General features: G+C 58.4%; 19 protein-coding genes. 8 read left to right on the top strand and 11 right to left on the bottom strand.

Translation table 11 applies throughout. The features are described from left to right. The first annotated feature begins 49 nt into the window (after positions 1-49). Genes MHN28_RS07070 through MHN28_RS07060 form a run of 3 tightly spaced genes read left to right on the top strand, consistent with a single transcriptional unit; the run spans position 50 to position 2,852 of the window. On the top strand, positions 50-892 hold the full coding sequence (locus tag MHN28_RS07070) for a DMT family transporter (protein WP_239337448.1): 843 nt from the start codon (positions 50-52) through the stop codon (positions 890-892). Between the two features lie 38 nt (positions 893-930). Continuing rightward, a complete protein-coding gene (locus MHN28_RS07065) occupies positions 931-1,704 on the top strand; it encodes an alpha/beta fold hydrolase (protein WP_239337447.1) in 774 nt (257 codons plus the stop codon). Beyond that, on the top strand, positions 1,701-2,852 hold the full coding sequence (locus MHN28_RS07060; RefSeq protein ID WP_239337446.1) for an alpha-D-ribose 1-methylphosphonate 5-triphosphate diphosphatase: 1,152 nt from the start codon (positions 1,701-1,703) through the stop codon (positions 2,850-2,852). Before MHN28_RS07065 ends, MHN28_RS07060 begins: the two co-directional genes overlap by 4 nt. A 1-nt stretch (position 2,853) precedes the next feature. On the opposite strand, the gene MHN28_RS07055 is transcribed toward MHN28_RS07060, so the two are convergent. The 4 genes from MHN28_RS07055 to MHN28_RS07040 form a co-directional block, all read right to left on the bottom strand. Further along, a complete protein-coding gene (locus MHN28_RS07055; RefSeq protein WP_239337445.1) occupies positions 2,854-3,921 on the bottom strand; it encodes a 5-(carboxyamino)imidazole ribonucleotide synthase in 1,068 nt (355 codons plus the stop codon). Further along, complete coding sequence (locus MHN28_RS07050) at positions 3,921-4,679, bottom strand: NAD(P)-binding domain-containing protein (protein WP_239337444.1); 759 nt, start codon at positions 4,677-4,679, stop codon at positions 3,921-3,923. Before MHN28_RS07050 ends, MHN28_RS07055 begins: the two co-directional genes overlap by 1 nt. Beyond that, on the bottom strand, positions 4,676-5,161 hold the full coding sequence (purE, locus tag MHN28_RS07045) for a 5-(carboxyamino)imidazole ribonucleotide mutase (protein ID WP_239337443.1): 486 nt from the start codon (positions 5,159-5,161) through the stop codon (positions 4,676-4,678). Before purE ends, MHN28_RS07050 begins: the two co-directional genes overlap by 4 nt. Positions 5,162-5,237: 76 nt before the next feature. Beyond that, complete coding sequence (locus tag MHN28_RS07040; protein WP_170478426.1) at positions 5,238-5,462, bottom strand: YdcH family protein; 225 nt, start codon at positions 5,460-5,462, stop codon at positions 5,238-5,240. Between the two features lie 164 nt (positions 5,463-5,626). Here MHN28_RS07040 and MHN28_RS07035 point away from each other — a divergent pair, with 164 nt between their 5' ends. The 4 genes from MHN28_RS07035 (at position 5,627) to MHN28_RS07020 (ending at position 8,119) form a co-directional block, all read left to right on the top strand. Then, entirely contained in the window at positions 5,627-6,040 is a 414-nt protein-coding gene (locus MHN28_RS07035; protein WP_058275530.1) for an Hsp20 family protein, read from the top strand. A gap of 5 nt (positions 6,041-6,045) precedes the next feature. Beyond that, a complete protein-coding gene (locus MHN28_RS07030) occupies positions 6,046-6,270 on the top strand; it encodes a DUF1150 family protein (protein WP_239337440.1) in 225 nt (74 codons plus the stop codon). Positions 6,271-6,365: 95 nt separating this feature from the next. Next, a complete protein-coding gene (locus MHN28_RS07025) occupies positions 6,366-7,253 on the top strand; it encodes a PhzF family phenazine biosynthesis protein (protein ID WP_239337438.1) in 888 nt (295 codons plus the stop codon). Continuing rightward, positions 7,250-8,119, top strand: a complete 870-nt coding sequence (locus MHN28_RS07020) for a hypothetical protein (protein ID WP_239337435.1) — start codon at positions 7,250-7,252, stop codon at positions 8,117-8,119. The genes MHN28_RS07025 and MHN28_RS07020 overlap by 4 nt, the downstream gene beginning before the upstream one ends. Here MHN28_RS07020 and MHN28_RS07015 read toward each other — a convergent pair. The 5 genes from MHN28_RS07015 to trxB form a co-directional block, all read right to left on the bottom strand. Continuing rightward, positions 8,116-8,973, bottom strand: a complete 858-nt coding sequence (locus MHN28_RS07015) for a hypothetical protein (protein ID WP_239337432.1) — start codon at positions 8,971-8,973, stop codon at positions 8,116-8,118. The two genes, MHN28_RS07020 and MHN28_RS07015, sit on opposite strands and share 4 nt — an antisense overlap. 116 nt (positions 8,974-9,089) lie before the next feature. Continuing rightward, a complete protein-coding gene (locus MHN28_RS07010) occupies positions 9,090-10,808 on the bottom strand; it encodes a bifunctional sulfate adenylyltransferase/adenylylsulfate kinase (protein WP_239337430.1) in 1,719 nt (572 codons plus the stop codon). A 206-nt stretch (positions 10,809-11,014) separates the two neighbouring features. Then, positions 11,015-12,685 carry an adenylate/guanylate cyclase domain-containing protein gene (locus MHN28_RS07005; protein ID WP_239337427.1) on the bottom strand — a complete coding sequence of 557 codons (1,671 nt, stop codon included), beginning with the start codon at positions 12,683-12,685 and terminating at the stop codon, positions 11,015-11,017. Between the two features lie 51 nt (positions 12,686-12,736). Continuing rightward, positions 12,737-13,213, bottom strand: coding sequence for an RES family NAD+ phosphorylase (locus tag MHN28_RS07000; protein ID WP_239337424.1), 477 nt, complete (start codon positions 13,211-13,213; stop codon positions 12,737-12,739). A 4-nt stretch (positions 13,214-13,217) separates the two neighbouring features. After that, positions 13,218-14,159 carry a thioredoxin-disulfide reductase gene (trxB, locus tag MHN28_RS06995; protein WP_239337422.1) on the bottom strand — a complete coding sequence of 314 codons (942 nt, stop codon included), beginning with the start codon at positions 14,157-14,159 and terminating at the stop codon, positions 13,218-13,220. A gap of 227 nt (positions 14,160-14,386) precedes the next feature. Here trxB and MHN28_RS06990 point away from each other — a divergent pair, with 227 nt between their 5' ends. Beyond that, entirely contained in the window at positions 14,387-14,887 is a 501-nt protein-coding gene (locus MHN28_RS06990; protein ID WP_239337419.1) for an Lrp/AsnC family transcriptional regulator, read from the top strand. A 116-nt stretch (positions 14,888-15,003) separates the two neighbouring features. Here MHN28_RS06990 and MHN28_RS06985 read toward each other — a convergent pair whose 3' ends face one another. Then, positions 15,004-15,786 carry a Hint domain-containing protein gene (locus MHN28_RS06985; RefSeq protein ID WP_239337416.1) on the bottom strand — a complete coding sequence of 261 codons (783 nt, stop codon included), beginning with the start codon at positions 15,784-15,786 and terminating at the stop codon, positions 15,004-15,006. Between the two features lie 253 nt (positions 15,787-16,039). Beyond that, positions 16,040-16,177 (bottom strand): hypothetical protein, encoded by a 138-nt coding sequence (locus MHN28_RS06980; RefSeq protein WP_239337414.1) that lies wholly within the window; start codon positions 16,175-16,177, stop codon positions 16,040-16,042. Positions 16,178-16,410 lie beyond the last annotated feature (233 nt).

Raw genomic sequence — 16,410 nt, 5'->3', positions numbered from 1 at the left:
CGCAGGAATGTGAGTGTTCAGGTGACAGTGAAACCGCTATGCGACTGATATGAGACTGCTCCTCCTCACCTCACTGACGATGTGCGCCTTTGCGGCGAACTCAATCCTGAACCGTCTTGCGATAGACAGCGGTGCCAGTGATCCCACGGCTTTCGCCGTTGTGCGCGTTCTGGCTGGGGCTGTGGTTCTGGCCGGGCTGGTTTTTCTGAGAGGTGGGCATCTGCCCCTATTTAACCGCCGCAGAATTTCGGGCGCAGGATCCTTGTCCCTGTACATGATCGGGTTCTCACTCGCTTATCTGACCCTGGATGCCGGGCTGGGTGCGCTGATCCTGTTTGCTGTGGTGCAGATCACGATGTTCACGGTGGTGTCGGTCACAGGTGTTATGCCGACCGGTCGCCAGATCGCGGGCGCGGCGATCGCGTTGTTGGGACTGGCTTATGTACTGTGGCCGTCCGGTGAGATTCGGGTCAACCTGACGGGAGCCGCGCTAATGATTGCTGCTGGCGTAGGCTGGGGAATCTATTCGCTTGTTGGCAAGTCCGAGCCGGACGCATTGTCCGGAACAGCCGCCAATTTCGTCGTCGCACTGCCCGTGACATCGCTGGCTTTGGTGGCGACCGGTGGGGCCTGGCAAATGACCGCCAGCGGGTATTTTCTAGCTGCGCTGTCGGGTGGCGTCACGTCGGGAATGGGCTATGCGCTTTGGTATCGCGTTCTGCGGCAGTTGACGCCCACAACTGCTGCAGTCGTACAACTCAGCGTTCCGATCATCGCAATTGTAGCAGGGATCATCCTGCTTGGCGAAGCCGCCAGCCTGCGCCTGTTCCTCGGGGCCGCTTTGGTACTGGGCGGGATTGCGCTAGCTGTTCTGCGTACGACGCCCCGCTAGGGGTTTATTCGTGCGCCTTTTGCCCTTATCTGGCGGATATGCGCTATTTGCTTGCCCTCTTTCTGTTCTTTGTCCCGGCCGTGGTGAACGCGAAATGCGTGGTGCTACTACACGGGCTGGCTCGGACCGAGGCATCCTTTACCGTCATGGAGCAATTGTTCAAAGCGCATGATTATACCGTTGTGCGACCGGGCTATCCGTCAACTGATTTGCCCATTCCGGAACTGGCGGCGCAGACCCTGCCGGGTGCCTTTGCTGAATGTGGTGATGACACCGTGAACGTGGTTGCGCATTCGATGGGTGGTATCCTGTTGCGCTATTGGATGCAGGACAATCATCCTGACAATCTGGGCCGCGTTGTCATGCTCGGGCCGCCCAATCAGGGTAGCCAGCTGGTAGATGAGCTTGGCGCGTATGAGGTGTTTGGCATGCTGCACGGCCCCGCCGGTCTGGCGCTGGGCACAGGCCCCGAAGGTATTCCAAGACAACTGCCGCCGGTCGACTTCGAGCTGGGTGTGATTGCGGGAGAGAATTCGCTGAACCCGGTGTTTTCCTCGATGATCGAAGGCACGGATGACGGCAAGGTTTCAGTGGATACCACCAAGGTCGAGGGGATGGCCGACCACATCGTCTTGCCCGTGACCCACACTTTCATGATGAACAACCCACGCGTGATGGCGCAGGCGCTGCATTTCATCGAATTTGGTCAGTTCGATCCGCAGATCACCTGGCTGGATGGCGTGATGGATATCATCGACGAAATTTGCATCGGGCAGGATTGCTCGGAACCTGCTTCGGAGCCTTCTCAATGACCTCACTCACCCTGACGCTGACCGGCGCAGAGGTTCTGCTGCCGGACCAAGGCCTGACGCGCGCTGACTTATCTTTGGCCGAAGGTATCGTGCAGACCGAACGTGCCGGGCGCGAGGTAGACCTTTCAGGTTATCTGGTCCTACCCGGTATCATTGATCTGCATGGCGACGGATTCGAACGCCACATCGCCCCGCGACGGGGGGCGATGAAGCAGATGGACGAAGGCATTCTGTCGGTCGAGGCTGAACTGGCCGCCAACGGGATCACAACAGCGGTTCTGGCCCAGTTCCTCAGCTGGGAGGGTGGCGTGCGCGGTCCTGAGTTCGCTGGTCAGGTTTTCAACGCCATCGCATCGGTCAAAGATCGTGTGGTGACTGACCTGATGCCTCAACTGCGCTTCGAAACCCATATGTTGGAGGACTACCCTAGCTTGCCTGAACGCATCACTGCTTGGCAGGTGCCTTATGTAGTGTTCAATGATCATCTTCCGCATGATCGGTTGGCAGAGGGGCGCAAGCCGCCGCGTCTGACCGGGCAGGCGCTCAAGGCCGGACGCAATCCGGAAGTGCACTTTGAAATGCTGCTGTCCATGCATGCCCGCCGGGATGAGGTCCCGGCTGCACTGGACGCGCTATGTACGTCATTGGCGGAACAGGGTGTCCGCATGGGCAGCCATGATGATGCAACCGCCCAAACCCGCGCCGATTGGCGCGCCCGCGGTGCTATGATTGCCGAGTTTCCCGAGACGCTTGCCGCGGCCGAGGCCGCACGTGCCGCCGGGGATCACATCATTCTGGGGTCACCCAACGTTGTGCGCGGCGGATCGCACAAGGGTAATGTCAGTGCTCTCGACCTGATCACAATGGGACTGTGCGATGCGCTGGCATCTGATTATCACTATCCCAGTCCACGACGAGCAGCGTTGATGCTGGCCAAATCGGGTCTGTTGGATCTGGCTGGCGCGTGGGCGCTGGTGTCGTCCGGTCCGGCGCGGGTACTTGGGCTGCAGGATAGGGGTGATTTGTCCCCCGGAAAGCGTGGGGACATTGTGATTTTGGACACTGAAACAAAGCGCGTAGCCGCCACGCTGGCAGGCGGGCGGGTCAGCTTCATGTCCGGCGATATTGCGGCGCGGTTCGTGGGCTAAGTCACCGCGAGATGCGATTGAAGTGCCCCATCTTGCGACCTGCTTTGACCTCGGCCTTACCATAAAGGTGCAGGGCGACGTCGCGTTCCCGTGCCAGGTCCGGCACACGGTCCATATCGTCGCCAATCAGGTTCTCCATCACGACGTCGGAATGACGTTGCCCATCACCCAGCGGCCATCCAGCCACCGCGCGGATGTGCTGCTCGAACTGATCCACCGCGCAGCCGTTCTGCGTCCAGTGGCCTGAGTTGTGCACCCGTGGCGCAATCTCGTTCACGATCAGGCCCTGCGGTGTCACGAACAGCTCAACCCCCATCACGCCGACATAGTCCAGTGCGTTCAGGATATTGGCAGCCAGCAGCACGGCATCGGTTCGCTGCGCCGGGGCAAGGCGGGCCGGGACAGTCGACGTGTGCAGGATGCCATCGCGATGCACGTTCTCGCCGGGGTCGAAACAGGCCACCTGACCATCCAGTCCGCGGGCCGCGATAACCGACACCTCATGGCTGAAAGTTACGAACCCTTCGAGAATTGCTGGCGCGCCTGCCATATCGGCCAGTGCAGCCTCGGCATCTTCAGGGCTGCGCAACCGGGCCTGTCCTTTGCCGTCATATCCAAAGCGGCGCGTCTTCAGGATTGCGGGCGTGCCGATCTGATCAATCGCCGCCTTCAGGCTGTCCAGATCCGAAATGTCCGCAAACGGAGCGGTTTTGAGGCCCAGACCGGCGAGAAAGTTCTTTTCGGTCAGCCGGTCCTGACTGACACGCAATGCTTCACGTCCCGGACGGATCGGGCGGTGGGCTTCGAGCAGATCCAGCGCCTCGGTCGGGATGTTTTCGAATTCATAGGTGATAACATCAACGGACTCGGCAAACGCCTTCAGCGCGTGCTCATCGTCGTAAGCCGCAGTGGTCACCCGATCAGCCACCTGCCCAGCGGGTGGGTTGGCGCCGGGCTCGAAGATATGGGTCGCAAAGCCCAGCCGGGAGGCTGCCACCGACAGCATCCGGCCCAACTGACCACCGCCCAGAATCCCAATTCGCGCACCCGGAGCGAGCATGTTTGTCATCAGTCTGTCTCCAACCTTTTCCCAATCGCCTCCAGGGCAGAGCGCAGCGCATCATGTGCTTTGCCCGCATGCAATGCCTGCGTCATCTGAAGGCTGAGCGTTCCATCCGTTGCCAGCGCATCCCGCTCCTCGGCCAGCCGGCCTGCGTTACCTGTCTGCATCGTACTCAGGAAACCGGACAACAGCTGCGTTGTGTAAAACTCCGAAGCGTTTTCGTCGCCGGTTTGTTCAGCCAACCACTCCGCGCCCGTCGCCATTACGTCCAGAATACCGGGAACCATGGCGCAGATCGCAAAATGCGCATTCAGCGCGGCCTCGTCCGCGACTTTCACGACCGGGTTTTCGGGTTCGAACAGCTTGGCCAGCAGCACATCGTTGCCAAAGGCCGCAAGCGGGCACCCGCCTTGTTGAAGAAAACCCAACGGAATTGTTTGCACGAAATCAGTCGCGGGCGAGCACAGGGCGGTCAACTGATCCGCCGATACAGCCGCCATCACTGATATGATCTGTTGATCCGGGCGAAAGTGCAGCGTCTTTAGTACCTCGGGGGCGATCTGCGGGCGCAGGCATAAAAAGACAATATCGGATTCGTCGATGACCGCTTGCGGGGCGGCAACGATTACGCCCAGTTCGGCTTTCAATTCGGCAGACACATTGGCATTGCGCTCGGTCACGGTGATCTCGTGCCCCTTGGCCGCCAGAAAACGGGCGATGGGCGCTGCAATATGTCCGGTTCCGATGAAGCCGATCCGGCTCATCCCTGCGGCTCCTCGGGGATTGAGGCCGACAAAGCCTCACGCCAGGAATCCAGCCGATTGGCCAGCGCTGCGTCCTGCAGGGCCAGGATACCCGCTGCCATCAGACCGGCATTTGCGCCGCCAGCGGACCCGATTGCCATAGTCGCCACAGGGAAGCCTTTGGGCATCTGAACGATTGAATACAAGGAATCGACGCCGGACAGGGCACGCGTCTGAACAGGAACACCGATCACCGGGACGCGCGTCTTGGACGCCATCATACCCGGTAAATGCGCAGCGCCACCTGCGCCCGCTATAATCACATGCAAGCCGCGTTGGACGGCGGTCTTGCCGTACTCCCACAGACGATCTGGGGTGCGGTGTGCCGAGACGATGCGTTTTTCATACGCAATGCCCAGCTCATCCAGAATATCTGCGGCTTCTTTCATCGTGGGCCAGTCCGACTGGCTGCCCATGATGATCCCCACTTTCACATCGCCCATCCGCTTGCGCCCCTGTCTTCTGAAAGAGCGCGCACTATAGCCAAATCGGCCTGTCTGGCAATGCGGTACAGGGGTTTCAGGCGATGATATCCGGGGTCAGGCGGTCTTCGATCAGGCGAATGATGTCTTTCAGGCGCAGTTTCTGCTTTTTCAGCCGTTTTATCGTCAATTGATCGGATGTGCCTTTGGCCTGTAACGCCTCGATTGCCTCGTCCAGATCGCGGTGCTGACGTCGAAAGACCTCAAGCTCGACCCGCAGAACTTCATCTGTTTTCATCGAAATGTCAGTGGGCGCGTTCATGGGCGACTCAGTGTTTATTGTGGTGCTTTCCACACAAGATAGTGTGTCAGGGTTTATCCGGCCAGACCTTGTGGACATCCCTGCATATTCCCATATTCTATCATACGCGGTTGCCAGAACGGGGCCGCACCACACGTCGCTTTGGCAATAAAGGACGATAATACGTGTCAAAACTTACTCTTGGCTCATACCCGCATCTTTTGGGGTTCGAGCAGTTGGAACGCCTTCTGGAACGGTCTGCAAAGGCTGGCAACGAAGGGTACCCGCCCTATAACATCGAACAGACCTCGGATTTTTCCTATCGCATTACGCTGGCTGTGGCCGGTTTTGCGGAAGAGGACCTGTCGATTACGATCGAGGATCGCCAGTTGGTGATCCGGGGCCGTCAACGCGACGACAGCGAGGGGCGCATCTTTCTGCATCGCGGCATCGCGGCGCGTCAATTCCAGCGCATGTTCGTGTTGGCAGACGGGGTCGAGGTGGGCGAGGCGATCATGGAAAACGGTCTGCTGCATGTGGACCTGACCCGCGCCGTGCCGGAAACCGTGGTTCAGACAATCAATATACGAAAGGGGTAAGAGCAATGAATACACAGATTGAAATCAACGCCGAAGGCGACCGGATCGTATACGTAAAAGCTGTCGACGTGGCTGATCTGCCTCGTGAAGTACGCGAACAGGCCGGTGATCTGGACCAGCTCTACGCTGTGCACGACTCCGATGGCCAGCAACTGGCGCTGGTCGCTGATCGCAAGCTGGCCTTTGTCCTGGCGCGCGAACACGACTTCTCACCAGTGGCCGTTCACTGAAACGGCCGCGCCTCTGTCGATTTTCCCGTGACATCTGCCGCCCAGCGGGTGAGATATGCGAACCAACAAAGGTTCGCATGGCGGAGGCAAGATGAATGAGCTGGTTTGATTTTGACTGGGTGGATGCATTTAGTGACCGTGCCTTTGGCGGCAATGGCTGTGCCGTAGTCCATGGCGGAGCCGTCCTGTCCGAAGATGTCTGTACCGCCTATGTGCGCGAGACCTCGTTAGTTGAATGCACCTTCACCGGACCCTCGGACGTCGCCGATATCCGTGTGCGTTACTTTCTTGCCAGTCGCGAAATTCCCTTTGCCGGACACCCGACAATCGCAACTGTCGCGGCTATGCAGTCACGCAGGCTGGTTCAGGGCGACGCGCTGACGCTGGAGACCGGGGCGGGGATCGTGTCGATCCAACTCAACGGCGATGAGATCGAAATGACGCAGGTCGCGCCGCAGTTCGGCACCATAGTTCCTGCCGATCTGGTTGCCGCGTCTATCGGCCTGCCTGAAAGCGCGATAATCTCGCCGCCGCAGATGGTTTCCACTGGATTGCCATTCTGTATCACCGTTCTGCGCGATCACGATGCATTGCGCGCCGCGAGGTTGGACGAAGAACCTTTACGCAAAGTGATCAAAGCCGGAGGGTATTCCGGGTCGGACATGGCCGAGCCCTTCCTTGTTACGCTAAAAGGTGCGACCGAGGCCGGTGACACGTTCTCGCGCCTATTGATGCTGCCGCCCAGCCCGCCAGAAGACCCGTTCACCGGATCCGCCACGGGGGCAATGGCGGCCTATCTTTGGAGATATGGACTGATGCCCAGAGATACGTTTGTGGCCGAACAAGGCCACGACATGGGTCGCCCAGGTCAGGCGACCGTCACGCGCGTCGGGCCGACGGATGCAATGACAGGCATCAAGGTCGCGGGACGCGGCTATGTCCTGATGCGCGGTCAGGTCGACTTGCCCGAGCAACTGCAATGACCGAACCCGCGATCGCCATCCTGCCCTATGGGCACCGCCTTGGGCCAAAACTGTCCTCGGTTCCTTTGTCCGAGCTGATCTGGCCAGAGGGGTGCCCGGATCGGCTGACAGGAAAAACAGTTGGCGATCTCGAACGCACCGATCACCTGATCATGTATCCCAATTCGACCGTGCATCTGCGCCTGCGTCGAGGAACCCGTGCGCAGATTTCACTGATGATGGGTGAGCCATCCGCCATCCACGCTAAGCATGATCGGATGCTACGCTATACTTGGCGGCGGTTCTTTCGGGTGATGACTTTCCACGATGTATTATTGCAGAATATCCCGAACGCGGTGTTCTTGCCCTACGGCGTTACGATGATTCCGGATTGGCGAGGATTGAGCGTTGAAAAGACCAAATCCTGTTCGCTGATTGCCTCTGCCAAACGCGATCTGGAAGGCCACCAATTGCGCCATTCCATCATTGACTGGGTGCGTGAGACGGGCGCTGACGTGGATATCATGGGTCGCGGCTATACGCCATTTGATCGCAAGTCCGACGGGCTCGCCCCGTATCGTTATTCGGTGGTGATCGAGAATGTTCGTGAGAAGAACTATTTCTCGGAAAAGCTGACAGACGCGATCCTTTGTTCGACGATTCCAATCTATTGGGGTTGCCCGAACATCGGTGACTTCATGGATACCGCTGGCATGATCCTGTGCGAGTCCGAGGCCGATATTCGACAGGCAATCAATGGTTTATCCGCAGACGACTATGACCAGCGGCTGCCGCACCTGAAGGCCGTTCAAGAAAAGGCGGCCGAATACGGCGACTTTGAAGGCCGGGCGGTGCGCACATTGCGAGACCAGATAAACGCAGCCTAGCGGTCCCTTGTCCGGGGCGCCAACCATCCCACGGGCAGGATCGGGTTTGCTGACGGATTGATCCCATGCCGCTCGCAGAGCCGATGCAAATAGGATCCCGTTACGGGCAGTCCGGCTGTCTTGCCAGCCAACAGCTTTTTCTGGTGCCCATAAACGTGGACCGAGTGAACCGTGTCGCGTTCGATTTCGGTCGTCGGAATGCGCGGGTCGTGCAGTTTCCGCAAGTCCTCGGTGGCCAATGGATAAAACACATCGGCTTGCATGACGTGGCTCTCTTCGCCGGTTTGACGCAGAAAGAACTCTAACGCTTTAGGTCCTGAACTCCCCCAGGGGAGGGTTTCGATGCCCCAGGTTTCGCCGTCTCGGATGCGTCGGCGATTACGGCGATACAACCTGCCGCCCCTCCATGGCTGGGTCGGGTTGGCCGACGTCACAAATTCATACATCAGGGCCAGTGTTTCAGAGTTCTCGGGCAGGCGCAGCACACCGTTGGGATAGTTCCCCGAATGCGAGCAACCAAGAATGTATGGCGATGGAAAGGCGAAAGGCTTTACACAATAGGCATCCAGATCGACCCAGATGTACTGTGTCTTTTGCATAAGCCGCAGCCGGAAGATGTCGGAAAACACCGCAACGCCTTGCCTGTCCTCAGGGCGGAGTTCAAACGGTGCTGGCCAGAGGATGTCGCCCGCAGGATGTATCTCGACACCGTCGGGAATGCCTTCGATGTCGTGCGCGGCATACAAAATAAACCGGTGGCCGTTGTCGAGATAGGATTGAATACACAGCGCCTCGAGCCAACTGAGGTCTGAGCCGAACCAGAAACTGGCGATTACAGGCAGGTTTCGGTTCATGGGCACTTTGCGCGTTGAACGGTTTCTGTAATTGCAGCAAGGCAGTGCGTGCTTGTCAATCCGGCATTAAAAAGCGGCCACCGAGGGCCGCTTTGTTTGTCGATGTCAGGGCTGACTTACGATGCTGCAATCAGACCCATGCTCTCCAGTTTGAGCAAGACCTGATGGGCGCAGTTGTCGACCTCGACATTTTCGGTCTCAACGCTCAATTCAGGGTTCTCGGGCACGTTGTACGGGTCCGAGATCCCAGTGAACTCCTTGATCTTGCCTTCGCGGGCCAGTTTGTACAGACCTTTACGGTCACGGCGTTCGCATTCCTCAAGACTGGTGGCCACGTGAACTTCGCAGAAGGCACCGAATTGTTCGATCTCTTCCCGAACGGCACGGCGAGTGGTCGCGTAAGGCGCGATGGGCGCGCAAATGGCGATGCCGCCGTTCTTGGTGATCTCGCTGGCCACGTAGCCGATGCGGCGGATGTTCAGGTCGCGGTGTTCTTTGGAAAAGCCCAGCTCGGATGACAGGTTTTTCCGTACGATATCGCCATCCAGCAAGGTAACGGGGCGGTCGCCCATTTCCATCAGTTTGACCATAAGAGCGTTGGCGATGGTCGACTTGCCCGAACCGGAAAAGCCGGTGAAGAACACGGTGAAGCCCTGCTGCGAACGCGGCGGGAAACGGTTGCGAAGTTCCTGCACAACCTCGGGGAACGAGAACCACTCGGGGATCTCCAGCCCTTCGCGCAGACGGCGGCGCAGTTCCGTGCCAGAGATGTTCAGGATGGTGACGTTGTCTTTGTCGTGGATTTCGTCATTCGGCTCGTACTGCGCGCGTTCCTGCACGTAGACCATGTGTTTGAAATCAACCATCTCGACGCCGATTTCGTCCTGATACTGGCGGAACAGGTCCTGCGCATCGTAGGGGCCATAGAAATCTTCACCCTGGCTGTTCTTGCCCGGACCAGCGTGGTCACGTCCGACGATGAAATGCGTGCAGCCGTGGTTTGCGCGGATCAGCCCGTGCCAGACCGCCTCGCGCGGGCCAGCCATGCGCATGGCCAGGTTCAGCAGCGACATCGATGTGGTCGAGGCCGGATATTTGTCTAGCACCGCCTCATAGCAGCGAACGCGGGTGAAGTGGTCCACATCGCCCGGTTTGGTCATGCCCACAACCGGATGGATCAGCAGGTTGGCCTGCGCTTCCTTCGCGGCTCGGAAGGTCAGTTCCTGATGCGCGCGGTGCAGCGGGTTACGGGTCTGGAACGCGACGATACGACGCCAGCCAACTTTGCGGAAATAGGCGCGCAGTTCGTTCGGTGTGTCGCGGCGGGCGCGGAAATCATAGTGCACAGGCTGCTGGATGCCGACCACGGGGCCACCCAGATAAACCTTGCCGGCTACGCTATGCAGGTAGTTGACCGCCGGGTGCGCTTCGTCGTCGGCACCAAAGACCTTTTCGGCCTCACGCACCTTGTCAGGCGTCCAGCGATCGGTCACGGTCATGGTTCCCAGAATGACACCTTCCTGATCACGCAGGGCGATGTCCTGACCCAGTTCGATCTGGTCGGCAAACTCTTCGTTGACGTCCAATGTGATCGGCATCGGCCACAAGGTGCCATCGGCCAGTCGCATGTTCTCGACGACATTGTCGTAGTCCGCCTCGCTGAGGAACCCTTTGAGTGGGTTGAACCCGCCATTCATCAGCAATTCCAGGTCGCAGATCTGACGTGGACTCAGGTCCCAGCTGGTCAGATCGGCGGCTTCCACCTTCAGTTTCTGCGCCGACTCGTACGAAACATACAGTTCGGAAATCGGGGCCAGATTACTTAACATTGTCATTGGAATACTCTTGTCGAAGTGCTGTTTTGCCGTTGTTTCAAGGGCGTTTGCCCCGGCTTTTGCTTGAAGTCCATATACCTCGGTTAAACAAAGGACGATATGCGCCGTTTTTTCACGGAATGGAAGGATATTCCTGTTTCTGGTGCAGTTGGCGAAGCTGGTCCCTGAGATGGGCAACAATACGCCCGGTTTGAGAGCGTGTGTTCCTATGCGGCGACGCCAGTGATCAGGTCCGCAGCGTATTGGACGGGTAGGGCGGGAATCGGACGCGTCACGCCGCGCAGTTCAAAGGACTGAACCTGCCGCATGTCGCCATCATATCCTGCGGCCAGCAACAGCTCTTCCGAGACCAGAAGCTCGCAGCCCAGCTTTTTGGTTTCGGCTTCCAATCGGCTGGCGACATTGACCGTGTCGCCGATGATCGTCCGTGCGGCATGTCCGGCGGCGCCGATCTCGCCCAGTACTAAATCCCCCAGATGTAGACCCATGCCGATGCGAATCCGGGGGCTGCCTTCGGTTTCCAACTGTTGGTTGAACCGTTTCAGCGCAAGGCTGATATCCGTGGCGGCCTTCATCCCTGCGCGGGCCGAGCTTTGGGCGTCGGCCGTTTCGAATACAGCCAAAAGGCCATCCCCCATATATTTATCGACCACGCCGCCCTCGGCCGTAATCGCCGGGACGATGGCGTCGAAAAAGCGGTTCAGCAGGAAAACAATGTCATAGGGCAGCTGACCGGCTGTGCGCGAGGTAAAGCCGCGCATGTCCAGAAACAGCACCGCCAATTGCCGCTCCTGACCTTGGCTTGCATGTGCCCGGTGCCGCGCGCCATCCGGACGGAACATGCGAAAGGCGGTGATCGGTTCGGTTGGGCGGATTTGACAAGCCAGACGCGCCCCTTTCGGCGCGCTGACGGCCGCAAGGCTGCGGGCCTCGATGTCGCTGGGATCAGGCAAGTGATCCGCACCGTCTTCGACAATCACGCGGCAAGTGGTGCAACGGCCTTTGCCACCACACAGGGCGGTATGTGGAATGCCGTTGGCTTGCGATATCTCAAGCAGGGTCATGCCTTTTTCAGCCACGACCTCTGGGCCTTCGACATATTTCACGCGCACAGAATGCCTGCGGCGCCAAAGTTTGCGGATCACAAACACTGCCAAAGTTGCGCCCAAAGCCATCCAGAACGCCATCAGGGCGTTGTCTTTTACACTGAATAGTTCCTGGAACTCTTCGGGAGAAGGCCAGTTGTAGTGTTCGATATACTGCTCACGTAAAAATGGGTCCGCAAAGTCGGCCCAGATCCGGCGCCCTTCCGTCAACACCCCGGCAAGGGCAAATGTCGGAACGAATACCGCCACGCCAATCAGATAAGGAACAGTTTTGGACCACCAGCTCGTCAGCCGAAGCCACATATGAAGGCCGATACAGCCATGCACCCAAACCACCAGCAACAACAGGCTTTGCATCCAGACCGCATAGCTGGGCCACATCAGAACGATGATGTACCCCATCTCGTCGTTCACATCGTAGACCGTGTTGGCATAGCGCGTCTGGACGATGTGCGAAATCAGTTGCAGCGGGATTAACAGCCCCAGAGCAACCTGCAATCCGGTGCTGAACGGCATACGCAATGTGCGGCGCTGGCTGATAGAATACAGGGCCAGCCCCGCGTGTATGAACAGCGCGGCATACAGGATCACACTGCCGATGTCGTGACGGGTGATAACGTGTCGGGCATCCTGCATGTCGTGCAAGTAGTCGGTGTGGAACAGGCCCAGCCCGATGTTGACGAAGTGAAAGAACGCAAAGACGAACAGAATCAGACCGCTGCCGATCCTCAGCCGGCTCACCCAGCTGCCTTGCCAAAGAACACTTTTCAATCAGGTCACCTGCATTCGTCTCGCCGTTGTCCGAGTCTGATACGTGGCAGCTTAGCGGTCAAGCGAACGTTGTGAATAGGGCGGTGTCCATGCCTGTGCGGGCGCATCAATGCGGATGAGGGCAGGGGAGGTATTGAACAGGACGATGTGGCTGAGTTCCGGGCGAGAGCGCGAGCTGTAAAGCAACCCGTCAGCGCCCGCGTCTCGGGCACGGTCGGAATATTGCCACGTCGGAGAAGTACCCTGCCTTTCGTGAGTGTCTTGCCAGACGATCGACGCGTCGCTCTGTCCACGCACGTCGAATAGCTTTGCGCCGGTTATCTGCGCCTGTTGCATGACCCTCGGCGGGTCGCTGGCCGAGACATACCGTCGAATGGCGACACCAGCACCTTCTTCGCTAAGCGAAGCATACAGCGCCGTCTGCCCCGAATAATGAAAACGCCCCTCGGGCGCCCGCGCGGGGGCCAGAGGGGCGTTCATTTGTGACAGATACAGAATTCTCCAGACCGGGCCGGAGAACTCCAGCATCGGATTACTCCTGCTCGGCCAGGAAGCGCTCGGCATCCAGCGCGGCCATGCAGCCCATACCGGCGCTGGTGACAGCTTGCCGATAGACGTGGTCGGTCAGATCTCCGGCGGCGAAAATCCCCGGCACCGAGGTTTCGGTCGTGCCCGGCTTGGTCACGACATAGCCACCCATATGAGTTTCCAGCGAATCCTTGACCAGTTCGTTGGCCGGGGCGTGACCGATGGCAACGAAAACGCCTTTGCAGGGGATTTCGGTGATCTCGCCGGTTTTTACGTTTTTGACACGCACGCCTTCGACACCCAGCGGGGCGTCAGCGCCGATCACTTCTTCCAATTCGTGGAACCAAAGCGGTTCAATCTTTTCGTTCTTGAGCAGGCGGTCCTGCAGAATTTTCTCGGCCCGCAGCTCATCCCGGCGGTGGACCAGAGTGACCTTGCTGGCGAAATTCGTCAGGAACAACGCCTCTTCGACTGCGGTGTTGCCGCCGCCGATCACCACAATTTCCTGCCCGCGATAGAAGAAACCGTCGCATGTGGCACAGGCCGAAACACCGAACCCTTTGAATTTCTCTTCCGAGGGCAGACCCAACCATTTGGCGCGCGCGCCGGTGGCCAGAATGACGGCATCGGCAGTGTATGTCGTGCCATTGTCACCCTTGGCGGTGAACGGGCGCTTGCTGACATCCAGATCGCTGATGATATCGCCGACGACCTCACATCCCATCGCCTTGGCGTGGTCCTGCATCTTGATCATCAGGTCGGGGCCCTGAACTTCGGTGAATCCGGGGTAGTTTTCGACATCCGTCGTCGTGGTCAACTGGCCACCGGGTTCGATCCCCTGAACCAAAATTGGCTCCAGCATTGCGCGGCTGGCATAGACGCCGGCTGTGTAACCGGCCGGTCCCGATCCGATGATCAGAACCTTTGTATGTCGTGTTTCGGCCATGGTACCCCCAACTCGATCTGCCTGATGCGGGCGCGTGGCCCCTGATGGTTGGATATAGCGACCGCCGCGCAGGGCTTAAACCCCTTTCGTTTCGCCTACCCGCTATGCATTCGGCGAAGAGTGCTCAATTTAAAGGACATTGAAAATGTGGAATATTGCGCATGTACGAAAGATAATTGCGCATTGATCGGGTGCTGATATAACAACCGAAAAACTAGGAGCATTTCATGGTCGCGATACGGCTGGATGAGATTGACCGCAAGATTCTGGCAGAATTGCAGGCCGACGGTCGCATGACCAATGTCGAGCTGGCGAAACGTGTGGGAATTTCCGCGCCGCCATGCCTGCGGCGTGTGCGTACGCTTGAGGAATCCGGGTTTATCCGAGGCTATCATGCCGACGTGAATGCGCGCGAGCTGGGGTTCGAGGTTCAGGTCTTTGCCATGGTCGGGCTGGAAAGCCAGGCCGAATCCGAACTCAATGCGTTCGAGGAACGCTGCCGCGAATGGCCCTTGGTCCGCGAATGCCACATGTTGAACGGCGAAGTGGATTTTATTCTGAAATGCGTCGCCCCTGATCTGAGCAGTTTTCAACAGTTTCTGACAGGTGAATTGCTGACCACGCCAAACGTGGCCAGTGTCAAAACGTCGCTTGTTATCCGCGGCGCAAAAGACGAGCCAGGCGTTCCCTTCGATGTTCTCGAAGAACGAATGAGCCGGACGGCGTAAACATCATCCGTTTGTTTTGCGGTTTTGACGGCGGCAGAAAAGCTGCGACCGTCAAGGAAAGAATCCAACTAATTATCAGCTGCATAATGCCCCCACATTGCAGTTATCGTTAGGAATCAGGCCGTGATCGCATCTATCTCTCCGTCACCGGCGCGCGGTAGAAGCAGCGGGCCAAAGTCGTTCAGCGATTCGACATGTGCAAACAGGTTCAGATAGATCGACCGTAGCGAGCGGCTTACCTGGCGCACGGCGTTGATGCCGGGGTGGTAAGATTCGAATTGCAGGCCGTCGACCTTGATGACCGAATGGCGTTTCAAGCAGATATGAAACAACTCAATCGGCGTCGGCGGCAACGTTTCAATCACGCTCATGCCATCCTGAAACTCATGGACCGGGGTCAGGATTTCGCCACCCCCGTGCAAATGACGCAGATGCGCAGGTGCACCCAACAGGCGAGCAGCGGGTCCCGCGATGACACCGGACAACGGCTTTTGCATTCCGAACGTATCGGCCATGATCCGAGTCAGTGGTCGTGTGCGACCCCGCGAATCCTCGCGGCCTGGGATCAGGGTCACCGACCCCTTCCATAACACGGTCTGCGAACTACCATCCTGAGTCAGAACAGTATCGCCCGGCAACAGATCTTCGATCGCCAGTGGACCAGTTTCCGTTTCAACCAGCGATCCACGCGTAAAGGCGCAGAAGGCGTCTTCGAACATCGGCAGGGCCGGGGCGATGTGGCGCGTTTGCGAAACATCTCCGTTCGGCAACAAGGTACTGACCTCATAGCGCCGCAGTTGCGCTTTTGGCCTTGGTTCTGCCCTTGAGCGTTCGCGCAGCATTGCCGACGTTTCGACGGCATTTCTGGCCGCGCGGGCCAAGGAATGTGGAATCGTCATTGTTATTCCGTCCCCTCTAATAACCGCTCAGACAGGTAAAGCCCTCCGTACAGGGCAGCCTGACCGGTTTCTTTTTTGTCTTGAATGAGATGGAGACCACAGAGCGTACGCCGTTCCGGCGCCGCGACGCGAGTAAAATTCGCATACCTTTGGTCAACATACTGACCCCCCAGACAAACTCACTACACCGCAGGCGGAAATTGCCTACGCACACACGCCCCAGAACCTGGCCGCTGGAAATCTCAGCGACAGGTCACACACCGGCCCGGAGCACCCCTCCGATGTGCGTCTTGGCCCCGGGAACCGGCAGCATGGTCCCTGGGCTTTTGGTCAGCGTCGGGTTGCCAGACGGCGTGCGACCCTGACCGAACTGCTGGAAACCCGTTTCCACGGCATCTCCGGCGCCTGCTCTCTTGTGGCCGCAACGACGGCACTTAGAAAGCGAGATTTTACCTTCATTTCTTGTTCCTGCTCGTATTGGGAGCGAACGCCCCGATTTCCTTTGTCGGACCAATGTGACGGGCCAATGCGGCACCGGTATGGCTGTTCCGGGATGAAATCAGGAATATTGAAGGTTGGCAGTTCCTCTTCTTTCGAACTGTCGCACGCTGCAGAAAAATCGCC

Origin of the sequence: Ruegeria sp. Ofav3-42, assembly GCF_022347725.1 — a bacterium.
Classification (GTDB): Bacteria; Pseudomonadota; Alphaproteobacteria; order Rhodobacterales; family Rhodobacteraceae; genus Ruegeria.
This window is presented reverse-complemented; position numbering and strand designations above follow the sequence as displayed.

Coding starts and splice junctions, on each gene's coding strand:
- MHN28_RS07070 (WP_239337448.1), top strand. CDS start 50: ATGAGACTGCTCCTCCTCACCTCACTGACGATGTGCGCCTTTGCGGCG.
- MHN28_RS07065 (WP_239337447.1), top strand. CDS start 931: ATGCGCTATTTGCTTGCCCTCTTTCTGTTCTTTGTCCCGGCCGTGGTG.
- MHN28_RS07060 (WP_239337446.1), top strand. CDS start 1,701: ATGACCTCACTCACCCTGACGCTGACCGGCGCAGAGGTTCTGCTGCCG.
- MHN28_RS07055 (WP_239337445.1), bottom strand. CDS start 3,921: ATGACAAACATGCTCGCTCCGGGTGCGCGAATTGGGATTCTGGGCGGT.
- MHN28_RS07050 (WP_239337444.1), bottom strand. CDS start 4,679: ATGAGCCGGATCGGCTTCATCGGAACCGGACATATTGCAGCGCCCATC.
- purE (WP_239337443.1), bottom strand. CDS start 5,161: ATGGGCGATGTGAAAGTGGGGATCATCATGGGCAGCCAGTCGGACTGG.
- MHN28_RS07040 (WP_170478426.1), bottom strand. CDS start 5,462: ATGAACGCGCCCACTGACATTTCGATGAAAACAGATGAAGTTCTGCGG.
- MHN28_RS07030 (WP_239337440.1), top strand. CDS start 6,046: ATGAATACACAGATTGAAATCAACGCCGAAGGCGACCGGATCGTATAC.
- MHN28_RS07025 (WP_239337438.1), top strand. CDS start 6,366: ATGAGCTGGTTTGATTTTGACTGGGTGGATGCATTTAGTGACCGTGCC.
- MHN28_RS07020 (WP_239337435.1), top strand. CDS start 7,250: ATGACCGAACCCGCGATCGCCATCCTGCCCTATGGGCACCGCCTTGGG.
- MHN28_RS07015 (WP_239337432.1), bottom strand. CDS start 8,973: ATGAACCGAAACCTGCCTGTAATCGCCAGTTTCTGGTTCGGCTCAGAC.
- MHN28_RS07010 (WP_239337430.1), bottom strand. CDS start 10,808: ATGACAATGTTAAGTAATCTGGCCCCGATTTCCGAACTGTATGTTTCG.
- MHN28_RS07000 (WP_239337424.1), bottom strand. CDS start 13,213: ATGCTGGAGTTCTCCGGCCCGGTCTGGAGAATTCTGTATCTGTCACAA.
- trxB (WP_239337422.1), bottom strand. CDS start 14,159: ATGGCCGAAACACGACATACAAAGGTTCTGATCATCGGATCGGGACCG.
- MHN28_RS06990 (WP_239337419.1), top strand. CDS start 14,387: ATGGTCGCGATACGGCTGGATGAGATTGACCGCAAGATTCTGGCAGAA.
- MHN28_RS06985 (WP_239337416.1), bottom strand. CDS start 15,786: ATGACGATTCCACATTCCTTGGCCCGCGCGGCCAGAAATGCCGTCGAA.